This is a genomic window from Pseudomonas sp. PA-5-4B (assembly GCF_021606215.1).
GTDB lineage: Bacteria > Pseudomonadota > Gammaproteobacteria > Pseudomonadales > Pseudomonadaceae > Aquipseudomonas > Aquipseudomonas edaphica.
Map to the genome: position 1 here is coordinate 21089 of NZ_WKDB01000003.1, position 17542 is coordinate 38630.

Genomic DNA, 17542 nt, shown 5'->3' on the forward strand with positions numbered 1-17542 from the left:
ATGCAACCGACGTTGTTTACTCAAAGACTGATCCTGCACCCATTGACCCTGGAGGATGCCGAGGACACCCAGGCGCAATTCGCGCACTGGGACGTGGTGCGTTACCTGTCTGCCGAGGTGCCCTGGCCGTACCCGGCGGACGGCGCTCGCCGCTACCTGGAACAGGTGGCCTTGCCGGGCATGGCCCGTGGCGACCAATGGCACTGGTCGATCCGCCTCAAACACGCGCCGCAACAGTTGATCGGCAATATCAACTTGACGGACGAGCAAGACGACAACCGAGGGTTCTGGCTGGGCCCGCAATGGCAAGGCCAGGGCTTTATGACTGAAGCCTGTGCGGCGGTGACGGAGTACTGGTTTGATGTGCTTAAACGCCCGCGAATGCGCGTGCCCAAGGCTGCGCCTAACCTGGCGTCGCGGCGGATTTCCGAGCGCACCGGGATGCGCCTGATCCGCACGCAGATGGGTGAGTTTGTAGAAGGTACGTTGCCACGCGACATTTGGGAGATTACCCGCGAAGAGTGGTTGGTATTCAGATCTTCCAAACGCTGAAGATCTGATGTGGGAGCTGGCTTGCCTGCGATGCAGACACCTCGGTACATCAGGCACACCGAGTTGAGGCCATCGCAGGCAAGCCAGCTCCCACATTTTTACCGTGTTTAATCAGTCAGTGTGCGCACGCCCGGCTTGGCGCGTTCATCCACCACCAACTCGAATATGTCCGGTCGCGCGTAATGCCCCACCACATCGTAGTCATAGCGCGCCCGCACCAAATCATCGGTGTTGATCTGCGCGGTCAGCAACCCCTCTTCACCCACCAACGGCCCGGCCAGGATGTCACCCATCGGCCCGACAATCACACTACCACCGGCGATCAACGGACGCTCTGACGGCCAGTTGGCAACCTGCGTGCCCAGCGCCTCGGGCGAAGCCTGCACCTGGCAGGCACTCACCACAAAGCAGCGGCCTTCATGGGCGATGTGGCGCATGCTCACTTGCCACATTTCACGCTCATCGACCGTCGGCGCGCACCACACTTGCACGCCTTTGGCGTACATCGCCGTGCGCAGCAGCGGCATCATGTTTTCCCAGCACACCGCGCCGCCCAAACGCCCAACTTGCGCGTCGATCACCGGCAAAGTCGAGCCATCGCCCGTGCCCCATATCAGCCGCTCAGTGCCGGTGGGCATCAACTTGCGGTGCTTGGCCACCAGGCCGCCGGTGGGTTCGAAATACAGCACGGTGCAATACAGCGTGCTGCCACTGCGTTCGATCACGCCGAGTACCAGGCTGGCGCCGGTGCGTGCGGACAAGCCAGCCAGCGCCTCGGTCTCGGCGCCCGGCACATCGATGGCATTGGCAAAATAGCGTGCAAAGGCTTCGCGCCCCTCCGGCAAGCGGTAGCCCAACTGCGTGCCGAAGGTTTCGCCCTTCGGATAACCGCCGAGCAACGCTTCGGGCATCACCACCAATTGCGCGCCACTGCGCACAATCGCGTCCTCATAGGTAAGGATCTGCGCCAGGGTGTCAGCCTTGCCACCCGGCAAGGATCCGATCTGCAACGCCGCCACGGTAGAAATGGGCATCAGGTTCACTCCAGTTAAAGGGGTTGCCCATTCTCCGGCGAGGGGCAATCATGAATAAAGCCCCCATCAGTGCTAAATGATATGAGCCAAATAAATATCGCCCAGGTCGACTTGAACCTGCTGAAAACCTTCGAAGCCTTGCACGACGAGTCCAGCGCCAGCCGCGCAGCCTTGCGCCTGGGCGTCACGCAATCGGCGATCAGCGCCGGCCTGCGGCGGTTACGTGACGTGTACGGCGACCCACTGTTCGTGCGCACCGGGCGTGGGCTGGCGCCGACCTTGCGTGCCAATCAGTTGAAACCGGTGATCAGCGAGGCCCTGGACCGTTGTCGGCAGAGCCTGGCAATGATCAACCCGGCCAACCCGAACTATCAGGGCCGCTCGGTGGTGCTGGGCTTGTCCGATGACTTCGAGATTGCCCATGGCCGGCAGCTGATGGCAGAAATTGCCCGGCGCGCGCCGAATCTGCGGGTGATTTTCCGCCAGACCCACAGCCAAATCGTCGCAGGCGCCCTGCTCGAGCGCAGCCTGGACCTGGCGATCACCGCCGGCGGCTTTGCCGAGCGCAGGTTGAGCCGGCACGTGCTGGGCGAAGGCGATTACCGCTGCCTGGTCGACCCACACAGCCTGGCGCCGGGCCAAGACGGCATCAGCCTGGAGGAATTCGTGGCACGCGAACATGTACTGGTGTCGTCGGGCGGGTTTATCGGGATTACCGATGAAGGGTTGGCGGCTAAAGGGTTGAGCCGCCAGGTGTGTGCGTCCACCAGTCACTTTGCCGGGCTGCCGTTTTTGCTCAAGGGCAGCGCGGCGGTGGCGACGATTCCCGGGCATGCTGCCGAAGCGATTGCGCAGATGACCGGCTTGCGCGTACTGACTTGCCCACTGGCGTTGCCACGCTACCCGGTGGAGCTGGGTTGGCGTACCCAGGCGCAGTTGGATCCGCTGTTACTCAAAGTGCGTGAAGCGATTGTGGCCAGCTTTACTTAGCGGCGGCCATCAGCTTGTTGACTTCGCTGCGCACCATGTTGGAAAACTCCGGCGGTGACATGCCGTCCAGCTCGGCACGGACCCATTCGGCCCACTTGCCCTTACGCTTGGCACGCTCGCCGAACAAACGCGCAGCTTCGCCCTTGGCCTTACCCAGGTTGGTTTGCCACAGATCGTAAAGGCGTGACTTTTCATCTTCCAGTTCGGCGCGTTCGGCAAGGGTTTTGTTGGCCAGATTGAAGCTCATGTTGAATTACCTGCTGCACAAATAGGTGACATCTTACACTGTAGGTCGAAATATCCTGATCCGGATTTTGCCCGTAAGCCGCTCACGGCAAAAAAACTGCAACTTTTAGCCAAGCCCGACACTCCATTGTTCACTGCCACATTCACTCGCAAGGAGTCACACAATGGCCCGCAAAACTGCCGCCCAAGCTGTCGAAGATCAAATCAAGGATCAAGCTTTCAGTGAACTGACGGCCTTGATCGAAGAGTCGGACAAGCTGCTCAAAAGCAGCGCTTCGCTGGTAGGCGAAGAAGGTGAAACGCTGCGTGAGCAGGTCGCTATCAAGCTCAAGCAAGCACTGGACTCGGTGTCCAACGTGCGTGAACGCAGCAAGCCGGTGGTGGACGCCACCGAAAACTATATCGGTGGCCATCCATGGCAGACCGTGGCCATTTCCGCAGGCTTTGGCCTGGTGGTCGGCCTTTTGTTGGGTCGTCGCGGCTAAACCACAGGGGCTGCGCTGATAGCGCAGCCCCTTTTATCCTTCTGCCAGTGCCTGCAACTGCTTGAGCTCCTGCGCATCAATCTCGATGCCTGTTTCCTGCGACTTCGCCCGTGCGCGATCACGTCGATCCCCCGGCAACCGCCGCAACCCCGCCGCATGCATCTGTCGCACCAGTTCCTGGCTGCGCTCGGCAAAGCCTTGCCCGGCGGTTTTGCCGGGGTCAATTACGATCAGCAATTGGCCGGTCCATGGTGTGCGCGCGCCGGGATGATCGGCCCAATCGAATTCGAACGAAAAATTGCCGCCCGTCAGCGCCGCCGCCAGCAACTCAACCATCATCGACAGCGCTGACCCCTTGTGGCCGCCGAACGGTAACAGCGCGCCGCCTTCAAGAATGGCTTTGGGATCTTGGGTCGGTTGGCCCAAGCTGTCCACGCCCATGCCCGGCGGCAAACGCTCGCCCTTGCGTGCTGCGATCTGCACGTCACCATGGGCAATGGCACTGGTGGCCAGGTCAAACACAATGGGTGGCCCATCGGCGCGCGGCGCGGCAAAAGCAATAGGGTTGGTGCCGAACAGCGGTCGATCCGCGCCATGGGGCACCACGCAGGTCATGCTGTTGACCACGCTGAGCGCTACCAGACCTTCTTCGGCAAAAGGTTCGACATCGGGCCATAAAGCCGCAAAGTGATGGGAGTTTCGAATCGCCAGCAGCGCGATCCCGGCGCTGCGCGCCTTGCGCACTAACAGCGAGCGCGCGGCCTCCAGTGCTGGTTGGGCAAAGCCGTTATCGGCATCCACACGCACAAAGCCTGAGGCCACATCCTCAACCACGGGCACCGCCTTGCCATTGACCCAGCCGCTGTTGAGCGTCGACACATACCCTGGAATGCGAAACACGCCGTGGCTATGCGCGCCGTCACGTTCAGCGCTGGCGCAATTGTGCGCAAGGATCGCCGCCACTTGCGGTGACGTACCGTGCCGCACAAAAACCTGTTGTAGCAGGGCCACTAACTCGGTGAAGCCGATTGCGGTTGAAGCCTTGGCAACTGTCGGAGACTGCGCAGACATTTGAAGCTCCGTTTTTATGATGGCGTTTTTATGATTAGGAGAGGCAACGAATGGACATTCAAGTGTTCGATTAAACACCACGCACTGTGCCTGCTGTCAACTTGCGACGGGCCTCAATAGTTACCCCCGCCCTCCGGTCACGCCTCCCTAGCCTGTCACTCCCCTACTTAACGGAGCAAGCCCATGACCGGCGTAACCCCCGCATATTTTTTTGACGAATTCCTGCTGCCGATTAAAAGAAACTCGCCGACCGACCGTGAGCGCGCGCTGGGGCTGACCGTCAAAGACCTCGATTGGCTGCACACGGTGTACCAAGCCAGCGATGCAGCACGTAACGATCCCGAACAGCAAACCTACCCCATGCGCGTCGAAAGACTGCTGATCAATGTATCGGGCCAGCCGCCTTTTCCACTTGCCGGCGCCTTTCTGATGAGCCCTGCCCCGGACGACGGCAAAGCACTGCTTTACACGCCTTATGGTGGTATTCAGGTGTTTGACGACCACGCCAGCCTGCTGGTCGACGTCGCCGAGCAACTGGCGGATGCGGTGCAGCGTGTCCAATTGTTGAGCTTTCTGTCGATTGCACAGCGCAACGCCTTGCCCGTCAGTACGCCGATAACGCTGACCGCCACCCTTGTCGAAGGCGCCGTCATGCAAGACCAGGAGCAAGTCCTGGAGGCCTGCCAGCAAGACAACGTGCGCGTCGTACTGGAGCAGCTGCAGACGACGCCCACGCTGTACGGCATGCTCGACACGCTGCTCAGCATCATGGCGCGCTCGTACTTCCCCAACCTGGATCAACGCGATACACGGGTCGATTTTTTTATCCAGGACCCGGCAGGCGGTCAGCGACGCTGGGTCAATTCCCTGCCATTGAGCGAAGCGTTCCTGCAGTTTTATGTGAGACATGCCTGGCCCCAGGACCAGATCCGTGAATATTTCAACCCGAAACACGTCACCAGCGCCTTCACCCCGGTAGAACGCGAACAAGATCAGCAGTACTGGGAAACCCTGATCAAAGAAACATCCGGCAGCTTGGCAAAACTGCTGGACAGCCTGCTGAAGACTTATTGGAACGAGGACATCGGCAACGAAACCTCACGCCTGAAACTCTTCACCCAGGTCATGGCGGATAAATTTCGCCTGGATGTCTTGCTCAAGCGTCAGGCGCAAATTCTCAACGCCGACGAAAGCCACACCCTTCAGGCATTGTTTCTACCAGACCAAGGCGCCCGCAACGCTCACGCCAACGAACTAAGCGTGGAAAAAGTACGCCTGCATGCGCCCTACCAGCACTATGTGGAACTGGCCAGCACGCTATTGATCAGCGAGAGCCACGCCTACCTGTACACGCAGTCGCGTGGGGTACAAGTACTCAAAGACATGGAAGATCTCAAAGACACGCTATTGAGCATGCTCAAGGCCGCTGGCCACGAAGATGAACTGCTCAATTTCCTGTCGCTGGATGAGCGCGACATCTTTATTGGCCTGGATCAGATTAACATCGCCGCCCACCCCATTGCGGGTGACGTTTTTGCCGGCATGGTCGAAGACATTGCGGGCAAGCAGATCAGTAATATGAACCACGCACTGGACCTTTACCGACGCAGTGATGGCCAGATAAATCTGGATGCGCTGCTCGATTGCGCACTGGACATACGCACGATGCTGGACAGCCGCCTCGCAACGCTGGAAACCGCAGGGCGCTGGACGGCGCACCCGGTCACCAGCGGCAACGACCGGCCATCCACCGTGCGGGCAGAACACGCCAAGGTGCAGCTACGGCGCCTCAGTGCCACTGAAGATGCACTGGCCACGGAGCGCAAACATCAGCCGACATTACGCTCAATGGTCACCCTCGCCCTGAATGCAGAACTGCAATCACAACGCCTGGCGCTCAAGGCCGACGAGGTCTATATCAACACTTATCCCACCCGCGCCCAAGAGCGCGAGGAGCGTCCTTCGTTGACGTCTGTGAGCATGGTTGAACACTTCATTGAACGCCTGAGCGATGAAGCCTCGCGCGTTCCCAACAGTGTCACAACCGGGTTTTACAGCAAGCTCGAGCCGCATCTGGCGCAGAAGTTACCCAGCATGACCCTGAGTACTTTCAACATGATCAATGATCAAGTCTTGAAGGTGTTTGCCAACCACGAGATGCGCCAGCTTCCATTGCTGTTCCTCAGCAACATGAGCAAAAAACAGGCGCACTCGATGCTGCTTGGGTTGCGCAGTGAAGCCGAACTGAGGCTGTTGGGCAAAACACTGCCGCCCAACAGCCAGGCAGTGATTGACACCGTCCTACGCATCGACAGCCTTGCACGCTTGACCCGCCACGGCCTGAACGGCTTTCTTCCGGACGCCTACACCTTGACACTGAACATTGGCACATCCGACACCGCCCATGCGCTTGCCAACCTGTTTGTGCTGACTGAACGCGGAGGCATCGACCCGCAGCGTTCGGGCCAGGCGGTGCTCTGGACGCCTCGGCGCGGGTATGAGGTATTCGCCTCGGTGCAAGCCTTGCGCGAGGAGATGAGTCAGCGCCTGGAGCACCCGATCAAGCGCTTGCCCCTGTTGGAAAACCTGGCTATTTCCTTGCGTGCGCCGCATCAGGCATATGGTCTGGGGCCACTGCAACGCATTGACGACAACTTGCTGGATAATCGTCTGAAAACCTACAGCGATTTCGTCATGGACGGTATCGACCAATTGCTTGCGAGCAAATGGGCCGCTCGCGCCTTGCAAAACCACATTGAAACGGCCTTGGAACACGCCGCGCCGACCAACCTTGCACGGGCCAAGGCGGTGGCGAGTGCCATGACCCATCAACAGGCTCTGCCCGTCTGGCTGGGTTTGGCACCCCCTCAGGATCAGCTTCATCAAGCCGAGCTGCTTGAGCAGTATCACAACAGTGCGCCTGACGAAAAAGACTACCTCAATGGCATCACCGCTATCGGCAAGCATGCGCACACGGCACTTCTGGCGTTGCTCAAGGCACGCTATCCCGAACAGCCACTGAACCCCGATGATGTAATGATCCCGTTGCATCAGGCGCTCGACGTGAATGTCTGCAGCCTGACCGACTTTGCTTTGCGGCATTGGCCCGACCTGGACGCCGAAAACATCCGCCCACGCTCACGCAACGCGACTGCCTTGCCGGCCACATTGGATGCCAGTGCCGTGGTGCAAATGGTGCGCCAACTGGACCTGAACAGCGCTTACCAGAAGTTGTTGCAAAGCCACCTGGACGCTAACACGGATGAAGGCCGTAAACGCCGAGGCCTGTATTGCCGACAGTTACCCTGGCAAACCCTGCAATACGCCCATGAGCAAAGGCTGCAGGAGCGGCTGACGGCGCAGGCACTGAGCCATGTTCAGCAGGTATTCGACATGCCGGACGCACTGGCGCGGGCTGAGCTCGACGGGGCAACGGCAATGTTCAGACCCTTGGAGTTGATTGCCACCGAAGGTGCTTCCCTGGCCAAGGTGCTGGGGATGTACTTGATTGGTCCCACAACCCGCAGCGCTGGGCCGCTGGTGCTGTACGCGCCCTACAGCGAAAACCATACACTCAAGGAGTATGCGAACGAGCAAGCGCTGCTGGATGAATTGACCAAGCCTGGAGAGCTTCAGGACTGGGTGGTGCTGCACCTGGAGGCGACGCATCAGGCAACCTACCGCAATTTGCTGCAAAACAACCGTCATCGCCCCCTCGATATCCGCCTGGCCTCGACCGTCGTCACCGGCAATGCCCTTCACTACCTGTTCGACGACAACACGCAGATATTGCTCAAAATGCTCGCCTGCCAATTCGAGAAAGGCGCGAAATCGCTCTGGGACAGGGTCATCTACCTGCTGCGCGAGGGCATCCCCGCAGCCGCTCAGTTCATGGCAGGAAAACTCGCGTATCCGCTGGCGGTGTGGCGAAGCTACAAAATGTTCAAACGTTCAGCCGATGCATTGCAGTTGCATCAGTGGAAGGCCGGCCTGAAGGATTTCATCATCGGCGTGGCTCATTTGGCCGCCCTGCACAATGAGCTTGAGGGCACCGAAGCCCCGCCGCCTACCGAAACGGAAGTATCACAAGCCAACCTGTCAGACGAAACCCTGCCCGCGGCCCCCCACCTGACGACCCTGGATATCACCGCACCCGCGCGTACCGGGTTGCAGCCTTTCGAAGCTCACGATGTCGCATTGAAGGACCTGGAACAGAGTGCTTCCAGCCATGTGTACATGGACAAGGCGAGCTTGAAAGACTATGTGCCACTGGCAGGCAAGGTGTACGCGGTGAAGAAAACCGCCGAGCGCTGGCGCCTGTCCAAGGATAAGCATGTGGGCGCGTATGTGGGCCGTAATTCACAAGGTAAATGGGTGCTGGACCTCAGCCTGCATAACCCGCGATATGGCAAAGTCATGTCGCGCATGCACACGCGGGCCGGCGAACGGGCAGCGATCAATATCGAGGCGACGGGCATGCGCGAAATTGCCGCACTCTCGAGTTGGAAAGCCCAAGTCATCACAGAAGGGTTAAACGTTGCGATCTATTACACCGTCAATTGCAAACGCAACATCGTTCAGTTTGCAAAACAGCGTGCGCCCGATAGCCGGGCAGGCCGCTTTTTAGGTGAATTATTCGGTGTCGTCAGCCTGACACCTGACCAGTTGAGCAGAGTCGAGAAAATAGTCGACCTGATATTGGATGAACTGAGCGATCCGACCCTGACCAGCGCCGACTCCAAGCGTTTTGTCAGTGGGACCAGCCGTGTCAGTGCAGCGCACCAATACGCGTTTGTCATTCCTGAAGACAGGGAGCGCAAGCTGTACCTGCTCAATCGGTTCTTTGATCCAGGTATGGACAGTTACCAGAACCGTTTGAATTCACCTTTTGACCTCTGCGCCCACGCCAGGGCGAGTACCCTGATTCACGAACTGACGCACTTGAAGCTCGAGACTGAAGACATCGCCTATCTTGACTCGATGCGGCCGTTCACCGACTTGATCAACGCGGCCAAACCGGGCGCCCAGATACTCAAAACAACCCTGGAGGACCTGCAAAGAACCGCGCTCTCCACCATGACGCCCGCGACGATGCTGTTCAAGACCTGGGATGATTACTCGGCGCAATGGGAAGACTATGGGCCTGACACTGCAACGGCTCACGTTAGACAAAAAGTCCTGAACACCACCGGCACCAAGGACCTCAAGGATGCCCGCGACGTCTTCATGAGTAACGCCGACAAACGCATTGACACGATTTTGGCCAATGCCGACTCAGTGACTTACTTGATTACGCACTTGGGTCGTGTTTTGGATCCGGGGGCTTGAGCAGCCCCCGCCAGTCGCGTCAGTCTTTCTGATCGCGCAGAACGTTGCCGGAGGCGCCATCGATACGCGCTTCATACACGATGCCATCGGACTTGCGCCCTTTGACTTCCCAGTAACCGTTGTCATCGGCTTCGGCTTTGTAGACCTCGACATAGCCGGCCTTGGTCTTGGCGGTTTCAATGGCTTTTTCGATGGTGATCCAGCCCGCGCCCGGCTTATCGGCCAGGGCGGCGCCGGCGCTGAGCAGTGCGGTGGTTGCACACAGGGCGACTAAGGTTTTCTTCAGCATATTCGTTCTCCATTGTGGGAATGACGGACTCGTGTCCTGTGTTTTCTGATGTTCCCAAACGAGAATAAGTTCCAATTGATGTGCAATCGCCATGACGGCTGTTCTCGCCATCCGCCTTGGGAGGTTAGAATGTGGGAAATCAGGACGGTTTAATGACTCAACAGCCCCTTTCAGAAGACGACTATGACGCGATCACCGATGTCGCCGCGCATTGGTGCATGCGCCTGCATGCCAGTGATTGCTCGGCGGGCGAGCGTCGGGCTTTTGAACAATGGCACGACGCCCATCCGCTGCATGCCTTTGAGTATGCGGCCATGCTGGAAATCTGGGACGTGGCTGACCACCTGCCACGCAGCGAACCTGCTGCGGTTGTGCTGCCGTTAAAACCGCGCAGCCGCTTGCGCACTTACGCGGTGGCCGCCGCGATATGCCTCGCCGCCCTGCCGCTGGCCGCCTTTACCGGCTGGGAAGCGGGCTGGTTGCCCAGTTCCTATGAGCATTTCGAAGCCGACACGGGCTTGCGCAAAGTCACCCTCGGCGACGGCAGCCTGGTTGAATTGAACCTGGGCACCGAACTGGTCTACAGCCATTACAAGGATGAACGCCGCGTAACCTTGAACAAGGGCGAAGCGTTTTTCAAAGTCACCCATGACCGCCTTCACCCGTTTATCGTCAAGGCGGGCGAAGGCCAGGTTCGGGTGACCGGCACTCAGTTCAACGTCTGGAAATATGAAGACCAGGTGCGGGTGATGTTGCTTGAAGGCTCGGTGCAGATTTCCAGTGACAAGCAGCACGCCAGCGTGCCCCTTACCCCAGGCATGCAGGCCACTTACAACCTGGGCGATGCCACCCCGCAAATCGCTGCGATTAACCCCAATGATTCAACCCTGGCCTGGCGCCAGGGCAAACTGGTACTCGACAACCTGGCCCTGACGGACGCGTTGCCGCTGATCAACCGCTACCTGAACAAACCGGTGATGCTGGCAGATGCCAGTACCGGGGCGATTCGCATCGGCGGCATCTACAACATCAACGAGGTCAACAACCTCGTGCCTTCCCTGCCCAAGGTACTGCCGGTCTACCTGACCCAGAACCAGGACGGCAACACGGTCCTCAATTCCATACCGCGTAAAGCCCCCAAGGGCTGAGTCTGCCAGCCGGCAACGGCGAGTTTGCTCGCGCCCAAGTGTCCATTTTTGAAACACCTCCCTCGCTTGAATCGCCCGCCCGGTGCGCATTCATGGCTTTGTCACGTGCAGTGTTACATCGCTGAGACACCCTTGAGGCGGGGCCGGGCATGCCCCTTGACGGCGACACTGTTTCAACCCTGAAACAGCACCGCCATCACTTTGCCTCGTTTTATCTCCAACCCTCTGAATATAAACAATAAATAAAAAGCGGCACGCGTTCTGCTCTGTTCCTGATAACGCTGTTTAGGGTCAGCGTGAAGAACAAGGAACACTGCCATGGACACACACAATAAGGGCTCACTGAGCCTCCTGCTGATCAGCTGTGCACTGAGTGCCAGCGTGAGCGTTCCAGTGCTCGCGGCCGGTGATGGTGTGATCGTGGTTGAACGCCAGGTTCAACCTTATGCAATCGGTCGCTCACGCGGCCAAGACCCCTACCCCAATACCGTGAATGCCAACCCCTCGGCCCAAGTCAATCGCGCCATGAACCATGAGCTCAGCGATAACGACATTGCCGGTATCAGCAGCGGTTCCAGCATTACGCGCAGCATCATGCCAAACGGTGACATTACCGGTTTGAACTCTCTCGGTGGCGCCAACAACCTCGGCGCAGCGGGAGCAGCCGGCCACGGCAGTAGCGGCAGCGGTATTGCAGGCACGGTCAACGGTGCGATATCCAGTGGGCTCGCCCCTCTGAACAACATCAGCGGCATGGTGGGAGGAGCAATGAAATGAACCACTCCTGGATGCTTCTAGCAGCGCTCGGTTGCACAGCGGCGATGGCCGACAGCAATAACAACGCAACCATTGATAACTCGGGCCAGCAGTACAACGGTGTGGTGACGATCAACCAGGCCGCGGGTGACCAGCAACAACTGAGCAACAACGTCGCTATTGCGGTGGGCCACAATGCCCGGGCGAACATCGCCGTCACGCAAAAAATCAGCGGCGCGCCCACCGACCGCTCCCTGAACGCCAATGCTGCGATCCAGGGCAACTCCTTCAGTAATGGCAACGGTGCACTGAGTGTCAACCAGTCCGCCGGGGCCCAGAACCAGATGATCAATGCCGTGCGCATCAGCGTGAGTGCTGGCCCGCAAAGCATCGACGACAGCGTCATGTCGCAACAAAACGTTGCGCTTGCAACCGACTCAGGGTTGACCCCTACCACTGGCAGCCGCCAGGTCGTTACCAACGACCAGGCCTTCACCGGCAGCCGTGGAGTGGTTCAGGTCAACCAGAGCGCCGGGGTGGGGAACCGAGTGGCTAACACCCTGAACTTACGACTCAACTGATGGAGCTGAGTCCATAGCTAGACCGTACCAACACTTAACCAACTAATTAGAAGCAAGGAGATACACCATGAAAACTTCAATGGCTCTTAAACCACTGGCTTTTGCTCTCGCTGCGCTCATGGCTGTTGCTGCTCAAGCGGGCGGTTATCACGCGCCTACCACGGCTGCTGCGACCACACAGGACGGTCAGAGCAACCATGGCAACGTGGTACTTAATGACAAAACCAAAAACAACGCCTCGGCCAATGATTCCTACAACAACATCAGTGGCGTGGCCAACGGCAACGTGCTGAGCGGCGACAACAACCAAGGCAAAAACGACGTTGCCATCGTTTCCGGGGATGCGGATTTCGTATTCGCCGCCACCGGTACCGCTCAATCGAACACCGGTAACTTTGTGGCCAACAGCGGCACTAGAAACAACGCTTCCCTTAACGACAGTGGCAACCACGCTTCAGGCGTGATTCAGCTGAACGCCGCATCGGGCACCTCCAACCAAGGCAGCAACAGCGTTGCAATTGCCTCGGGTAATGGCGACAGCGGTGCTGCAGCCGTCACTGGCGTGCAGGATGTGTCGGGCAACCTGACCCTCAACCTGGCCAGCGGCCACGGCTGGGGCAGCACCAAACCGGTGGTCAACAACGCCAGCGTGAACAACTCGATGAACTACAGCTCTGGGGTATCGAACTCCAACGTTCTGTCGGGCAGCAACAACCAAGGTCAGAACAACGTAGCAATCACTCGCTTCTGATCCAGATCGGGCCTTGGCAACAAGGCCCTTTTTATTTCCAGTGTCCAGCAGGTCATACGATCATGCGCCTCACAGCTGCCCTCCTCTTGTTCGCACTCACCGGCCCGACCTGGGCGGCGCAAATGGCCGTTGTCATGCCAAACGGCGCGGTGGTGTACAAGAAGGTCGAAAGCATCCGCGAGCGCAAATTCGCCAACCTGGTGGAACAAAAAACCGATTTCAGCTGCGGCGCCGCCGCGCTGGCAACCATCCTGCGCCAAGCCTATTGGATGGACGTGGATGAAGACCACGTGATCAAGGGCATGCTGGTCAATGCCGACCAGAACCTGGTGCGCACCCAAGGCTTCTCGATGCTCGACATGAAGCGCTACCTGGAAAGCATCCACATGCGCGCCAAGGGCTACCGGATTACGCCTGAGGTACTCGTCACCGTGAAAGTGCCGGTGGTGGTGTTGCTGGACATTCGTGGCTACAAGCACTTTGTCGTGCTGCAACGGGCCGACAAAGACTGGGTGTATATCGGCGACCCCGTGCTGGGCAACAAGCGCTATGCCAAGAACGATTTCGTCAAGGGCTGGAACGGCATCGTGTTCGCGGTGATCGGTGAGGGTTACGACAAGGCCAACGCCTTGCTCACACCCCGTGCGCCGCTGACGGCCAAGAACCAGTTCAACGAGTTCAGCCCGGTACGCGACAGTGAATTGATGGACTTCGGTTTTATCCAGAGCGACTTCTTCTAGAAGCGCAATAAGGAGCAGGACGCTCCAGGAGCAAACGATGAACACTCGACGCTGGCTGACGGTCATGTGCCTGGCAGCCGCAGCACCTGCCTATGCTTCTTCGGCATTTAAGCCGATCGAGCTCAAGGACGCGGAAATGGCCGAGTTGCGCGGGCGCTATGTGATGCCCGGGCGGATTATCAGCTTTGGCATTGTGATGAGCAGCACCTGGACCAATGCCGCCGGCGCGACCGTGACCGGCACCGCCGACATGCAAGTCAACGCTTCCACCGTCACCCCGCAATTCTACGTGCAAATCACCGGTAACGACGGCACCGGCGTGATCAAACAGCCTGACGGCAAGGGCACCGTCGTCGGCGGTGCCGGCCTCGGCACCGGCCAGGGTGTCACGCAAAGCGTGCGCGCAGCGGGCGATGGCAACACGGCCAACAACGGCGTGGATATCAACGTGACGAAAAACGGCCTGGCGCCCGCCAACTACGTGCAGTCGGGTCAGGCATTGATTGCCGGCCAGCCGATCACCGGAGGCACAGCCGCCGGCCAAGTGACGGTCACGGCTAAAAACGGTGGCCTGCAAATGGCGCTCCAGGCCAATAACAATCAGGGCAATGTGGTGCAGCAAATCGGTGCCGGTAATGTGCTGCAAGGCACGGTTATTCAGGGCAACAGCAACTTCGTGAACAATATGACCCAACTTAATGTGGTCATGGGCAACAACGGTTTGAACAACATCACGCAGAACCTGAACCTGGATCAACTCAAAGGCCTACGCCCCTCCGGTTATTGAACTACGCTGAGCCTCGACACTTACGCATTAGAAAGGGACGGCTTATTTCATGCATCGATCTTTATCGTTACGTGCCGTGATTTGTTTGAGTACGCTCCTACCCGCTTCGGTGCTGTACGCCGCGCCGGATACCGATATCGAAACACTGAAGCAGGAACTGCTGGAGCTCAAGCAACGTTATGAAGTGCAGCAAAAAGCACTGGCCGTATTGGAGCAACGCGTAAGGCAAGTGGAAGATCAGCCCGCAACACCTACGCCCAAACGCCTGGCCAAGTCGCCTGCCGACTTCCAGAAAGGCGGTACGACAGTGGCCGGCGTCGGCGCGGGCGCAGCGTCCGGCGGTGCAGCCGGTAACAGCTCGTACGGGCAAAGCCTGAAGGACGATTCCGCCCCGGCACAAAGTGTGAGCAACTTGTACAACGAGGCCAGCGGCTTTTTCGGCAATGGCAAGTTCAGCTTTGAAACCGGACTCACCTATGCCCGCTACGACGCGCGCCAATTGTCACTCAACGGCTTTCTGGCGTTGGACTCGATCTTCCTGGGCAATATCAACCTGGACCGGATCAAGTCGGACAGCTGGACCCTGGACCTCACCGGCCGCTACAACCTGGACAACCGTTGGCAGTTCGACCTGAACGTGCCGGTGGTGTATCGCGAAGCGACCTACCAGTCCGGTGGCGCCGGCGGCGATGCCAAGAATACGTCGGAAGCCTCAGTCAGCCGCGACCCAACCATTGGTGATGTCAACTTCGGCATCGCCTATAAATTCCTCGATGAGAGCGCCAGCCTGCCGGATGCGGTGGTGTCGCTGCGGGTCAAGGCACCGACCGGCAAGGAACCCTATGGCATCAAGCTGATCGAGCAAGCCAGCAATAACAACCTCGCCGTGCCGGAAAGCCTGCCGACCGGCAACGGGGTGTGGTCGGTCACGCCAGGTATTTCGCTGGTCAAGACGTTCGACCCCGCCGTGCTGTTCGGCTCGCTTTCCTACACCCATAACTTCGAAGACTCGTTCAGCGATATCAGCCCCAATCTCAATCAGAAGATCCCTGGCAAAGTCAGCCTGGGTGACAGCTTCCAACTCGGTGTCGGGGTGGCCTTCGCGCTCAATGAGAAGATGAGCATGTCGTTCTCGGTGTCTGACCTGGTGCAACGTAAAAGCAAGGTCAAGCAGAGCGGCCAGGACTGGCAATCGGTGGTGTCCAGCGATGCCAACGCCGGGTATTTCAACGTGGGCATGACGATTGCGGCGTCGGATAACCTGACGATCGTACCGAACCTGTCGATTGGGATGACCGATGATGCGCCGGACTTTACGTTCAGCCTGAAATTCCCGTATTACTTTTAGCAGTAGTGGGACGCGGAGCGTCCCAGGCAGCAAGGAAAAGCCCCGCAACGATAAGGGTCGTTGCGAGGCTTTTCGGTTTACCCGCCCTAGCGGATCTGGTGTTTGTGCAGCAACCGGTAGAACGTCGGCCGGGACACGCCCAGCACGCGGGCCGCGATACTCATGTTATCGCTGTGCCGGTTGAGCACATCGCACAACGCCTGGCGTTCAGCGCGGTGCTTGTAATCTTCCAGTGTAGCCATCGGTGGCGCAATTGCCTGCTCGCACTGCAACCCCAGGTCACCGGCTTCGATCTGACGCCCTTCTGCCAATACCAGGCCACGGCGCACGCGGTTCGCCAATTCGCGCACGTTGCCCGGCCACGGGTGTTGGCCCAGAGCAACCAGAGCATCCTCGCTGAAACTGCGCGGCCTGCGCCCGGTTTCCTGGCTGTAGAAACGTGAGAAATGGTTGGCCAGCATGGCCACATCGCCGTGCCGCTCGCGCAGCGGCGCGGTTACCACCTGCAAGACATTAAGCCGGTAATACAAGTCTTCGCGAAAGGTGCCCTTCTCAACCGCCGCTTCCAGGTCCACGTGTGTCGCCGCCAGCACCCGCACATCCACCGGGATGGGCTGGCTGCCACCGACGCGCTCGATCTGCTTTTCCTGCAGGAAACGCAGCAAGTTGGCTTGCAGTTCCATTGGCAAGTCGCCGATCTCATCGAGAAACAACGTGCCACCGTGGGCCGCTTCGATACGCCCGACCTTGCGCTGATGCGCGCCGGTGAACGCACCTTTTTCATGGCCGAACAGTTCGGACTGGATCAGGTGCTCGGGAATGGCACCGCAGTTGATCGCGACAAAGGGCTTGGCATGACGCTGGGATTGGCGATGCAGGGTCTTGGCCACCAGCTCTTTGCCGGTGCCGCTGTCGCCGCGAATCAGCACCGGCGACTCTGTAGGTGCCAGCTTGGCGAGTAATTTGCGCAGCTCACGAATGGGCCGGCTGTCGCCCAGCAGCTCGTGTTCCTGCGCGTCGATCAGTGTGTGGCCCTTGCCGCGCAAGCGGGCCATGCCGAATGCACGCCCTAGCGTGACCTGCACGCGTGCCACATCAAACGGCAAAGTGTGGAAGTCAAAAAACCATTCACAGACAAAATCACCGACATTTTGCAGGCGTAGTACATCCTGGCTGAGCACCGCGATCCATTCGGTGCCGCTGCGGCTGATCAATTCCTTGACGGCCTCCGGGCGCTCCAGGTGATAGGGCTGCAGGCGCAACAGCCCCACATCGCACGACCTGTCGCCTACGGCGCCGAGCGTGCAGCTGTCCACTTCCCACCCCGCACTGTGCAAACCAGGCAATAGCTGGTGGCAGTCGTCGCACGGGTCGACTACAAGCAAGCGTCGTTGGACAGGTGTAACAACCATGACTATTCCTTGGCGCCAAAATTG

General features: G+C 58.9%; 16 protein-coding genes. 11 read left to right on the forward strand and 5 right to left on the reverse strand.

Annotated elements, in window-relative coordinates; genetic code table 11:
- Positions 1-552 carry a GNAT family N-acetyltransferase gene (locus GIW28_RS02955; protein WP_138454087.1) on the forward strand — a complete coding sequence of 184 codons (552 nt, stop codon included), beginning with the start codon at positions 1-3 and terminating at the stop codon, positions 550-552.
- A gap of 107 nt (positions 553-659) precedes the next feature.
- Here GIW28_RS02955 and GIW28_RS02960 read toward each other — a convergent pair whose 3' ends face one another.
- Positions 660-1586: a carbon-nitrogen hydrolase family protein gene (locus GIW28_RS02960; RefSeq protein ID WP_138453733.1), complete on the reverse strand. Its 927-nt coding sequence runs from the start codon at positions 1584-1586 to the stop codon at positions 660-662.
- A gap of 81 nt (positions 1587-1667) precedes the next feature.
- On the opposite strand from GIW28_RS02960, the gene GIW28_RS02965 reads away from it, so the two are divergent.
- Entirely contained in the window at positions 1668-2576 is a 909-nt protein-coding gene (locus GIW28_RS02965) for a LysR family transcriptional regulator (protein WP_236447594.1), read from the forward strand.
- On the opposite strand, the gene GIW28_RS02970 is transcribed toward GIW28_RS02965, so the two are convergent.
- Positions 2569-2823, reverse strand: a complete 255-nt coding sequence (locus GIW28_RS02970) for a hypothetical protein (RefSeq protein WP_003190904.1) — start codon at positions 2821-2823, stop codon at positions 2569-2571. The two genes, GIW28_RS02965 and GIW28_RS02970, sit on opposite strands and share 8 nt — an antisense overlap.
- Positions 2824-2986: 163 nt before the next feature.
- On the opposite strand from GIW28_RS02970, the gene GIW28_RS02975 reads away from it, so the two are divergent.
- Positions 2987-3307 (forward strand): DUF883 family protein, encoded by a 321-nt coding sequence (locus tag GIW28_RS02975; protein WP_017138137.1) that lies wholly within the window; start codon positions 2987-2989, stop codon positions 3305-3307.
- Positions 3308-3340: 33 nt separating this feature from the next.
- Here GIW28_RS02975 and GIW28_RS02980 read toward each other — a convergent pair whose 3' ends face one another.
- Positions 3341-4378: an Ldh family oxidoreductase gene (locus GIW28_RS02980; protein WP_236459024.1), complete on the reverse strand. Its 1038-nt coding sequence runs from the start codon at positions 4376-4378 to the stop codon at positions 3341-3343.
- A gap of 183 nt (positions 4379-4561) precedes the next feature.
- Here GIW28_RS02980 and GIW28_RS02985 point away from each other — a divergent pair, with 183 nt between their 5' ends.
- Positions 4562-9706, forward strand: a complete 5145-nt coding sequence (locus GIW28_RS02985) for a dermonecrotic toxin domain-containing protein (protein WP_236446799.1) — start codon at positions 4562-4564, stop codon at positions 9704-9706.
- A 19-nt stretch (positions 9707-9725) separates the two neighbouring features.
- Here the strand turns inward: GIW28_RS02985 and GIW28_RS02990 are convergent, their stop codons facing one another.
- Positions 9726-9995, reverse strand: coding sequence for a PepSY domain-containing protein (locus GIW28_RS02990; protein ID WP_017138134.1), 270 nt, complete (start codon positions 9993-9995; stop codon positions 9726-9728).
- Between the two features lie 152 nt (positions 9996-10147).
- Between GIW28_RS02990 and GIW28_RS02995 the strand changes: the two genes are divergently transcribed.
- From GIW28_RS02995 to GIW28_RS03025, 7 genes are all read left to right on the forward strand, one after another.
- The gene (locus GIW28_RS02995) at positions 10148-11143 is read left to right on the forward strand and encodes a FecR family protein (protein ID WP_236446798.1); all 996 of its coding nucleotides are present in this window, start codon (positions 10148-10150) and stop codon (positions 11141-11143) included.
- A 318-nt stretch (positions 11144-11461) separates the two neighbouring features.
- Entirely contained in the window at positions 11462-11920 is a 459-nt protein-coding gene (locus GIW28_RS03000) for a hypothetical protein (protein WP_017138131.1), read from the forward strand.
- On the forward strand, positions 11917-12480 hold the full coding sequence (locus GIW28_RS03005) for an adhesin (RefSeq protein ID WP_176991082.1): 564 nt from the start codon (positions 11917-11919) through the stop codon (positions 12478-12480). Before GIW28_RS03000 ends, GIW28_RS03005 begins: the two co-directional genes overlap by 4 nt.
- 67 nt (positions 12481-12547) lie before the next feature.
- On the forward strand, positions 12548-13231 hold the full coding sequence (locus GIW28_RS03010; RefSeq protein ID WP_017138129.1) for a hypothetical protein: 684 nt from the start codon (positions 12548-12550) through the stop codon (positions 13229-13231).
- A gap of 62 nt (positions 13232-13293) precedes the next feature.
- Positions 13294-13971, forward strand: a complete 678-nt coding sequence (locus tag GIW28_RS03015) for a C39 family peptidase (RefSeq protein WP_017138128.1) — start codon at positions 13294-13296, stop codon at positions 13969-13971.
- A gap of 37 nt (positions 13972-14008) precedes the next feature.
- Positions 14009-14758, forward strand: a complete 750-nt coding sequence (locus GIW28_RS03020) for a hypothetical protein (RefSeq protein ID WP_099549305.1) — start codon at positions 14009-14011, stop codon at positions 14756-14758.
- A 49-nt stretch (positions 14759-14807) separates the two neighbouring features.
- A complete protein-coding gene (locus tag GIW28_RS03025) occupies positions 14808-16106 on the forward strand; it encodes a transporter (RefSeq protein WP_099549304.1) in 1299 nt (432 codons plus the stop codon).
- Between the two features lie 86 nt (positions 16107-16192).
- Here the strand turns inward: GIW28_RS03025 and GIW28_RS03030 are convergent, their stop codons facing one another.
- A complete protein-coding gene (locus GIW28_RS03030; protein ID WP_099549303.1) occupies positions 16193-17518 on the reverse strand; it encodes a sigma-54 dependent transcriptional regulator in 1326 nt (441 codons plus the stop codon).
- Positions 17519-17542 lie beyond the last annotated feature (24 nt).

Excerpts from the sequence above, each read along its gene's own strand:
- GIW28_RS02985 (WP_236446799.1), top strand. The coding sequence starts at position 4,562 with ATGACCGGCGTAACCCCCGCATATTTTTTTGACGAATTCCTGCTGCCG.
- GIW28_RS02960 (WP_138453733.1), bottom strand. The coding sequence starts at position 1,586 with ATGCCCATTTCTACCGTGGCGGCGTTGCAGATCGGATCCTTGCCGGGT.
- GIW28_RS02965 (WP_236447594.1), top strand. The coding sequence starts at position 1,668 with ATGAGCCAAATAAATATCGCCCAGGTCGACTTGAACCTGCTGAAAACC.
- GIW28_RS03015 (WP_017138128.1), top strand. The coding sequence starts at position 13,294 with ATGCGCCTCACAGCTGCCCTCCTCTTGTTCGCACTCACCGGCCCGACC.
- GIW28_RS03000 (WP_017138131.1), top strand. The coding sequence starts at position 11,462 with ATGGACACACACAATAAGGGCTCACTGAGCCTCCTGCTGATCAGCTGT.
- GIW28_RS03010 (WP_017138129.1), top strand. The coding sequence starts at position 12,548 with ATGAAAACTTCAATGGCTCTTAAACCACTGGCTTTTGCTCTCGCTGCG.
- GIW28_RS02975 (WP_017138137.1), top strand. The coding sequence starts at position 2,987 with ATGGCCCGCAAAACTGCCGCCCAAGCTGTCGAAGATCAAATCAAGGAT.
- GIW28_RS03005 (WP_176991082.1), top strand. The coding sequence starts at position 11,917 with ATGAACCACTCCTGGATGCTTCTAGCAGCGCTCGGTTGCACAGCGGCG.
- GIW28_RS02990 (WP_017138134.1), bottom strand. The coding sequence starts at position 9,995 with ATGCTGAAGAAAACCTTAGTCGCCCTGTGTGCAACCACCGCACTGCTC.
- GIW28_RS03030 (WP_099549303.1), bottom strand. The coding sequence starts at position 17,518 with ATGGTTGTTACACCTGTCCAACGACGCTTGCTTGTAGTCGACCCGTGC.
- GIW28_RS02955 (WP_138454087.1), top strand. The coding sequence starts at position 1 with ATGCAACCGACGTTGTTTACTCAAAGACTGATCCTGCACCCATTGACC.
- GIW28_RS02980 (WP_236459024.1), bottom strand. The coding sequence starts at position 4,378 with ATGTCTGCGCAGTCTCCGACAGTTGCCAAGGCTTCAACCGCAATCGGC.
- GIW28_RS03020 (WP_099549305.1), top strand. The coding sequence starts at position 14,009 with ATGAACACTCGACGCTGGCTGACGGTCATGTGCCTGGCAGCCGCAGCA.
- GIW28_RS03025 (WP_099549304.1), top strand. The coding sequence starts at position 14,808 with ATGCATCGATCTTTATCGTTACGTGCCGTGATTTGTTTGAGTACGCTC.
- GIW28_RS02995 (WP_236446798.1), top strand. The coding sequence starts at position 10,148 with ATGACTCAACAGCCCCTTTCAGAAGACGACTATGACGCGATCACCGAT.
- GIW28_RS02970 (WP_003190904.1), bottom strand. The coding sequence starts at position 2,823 with ATGAGCTTCAATCTGGCCAACAAAACCCTTGCCGAACGCGCCGAACTG.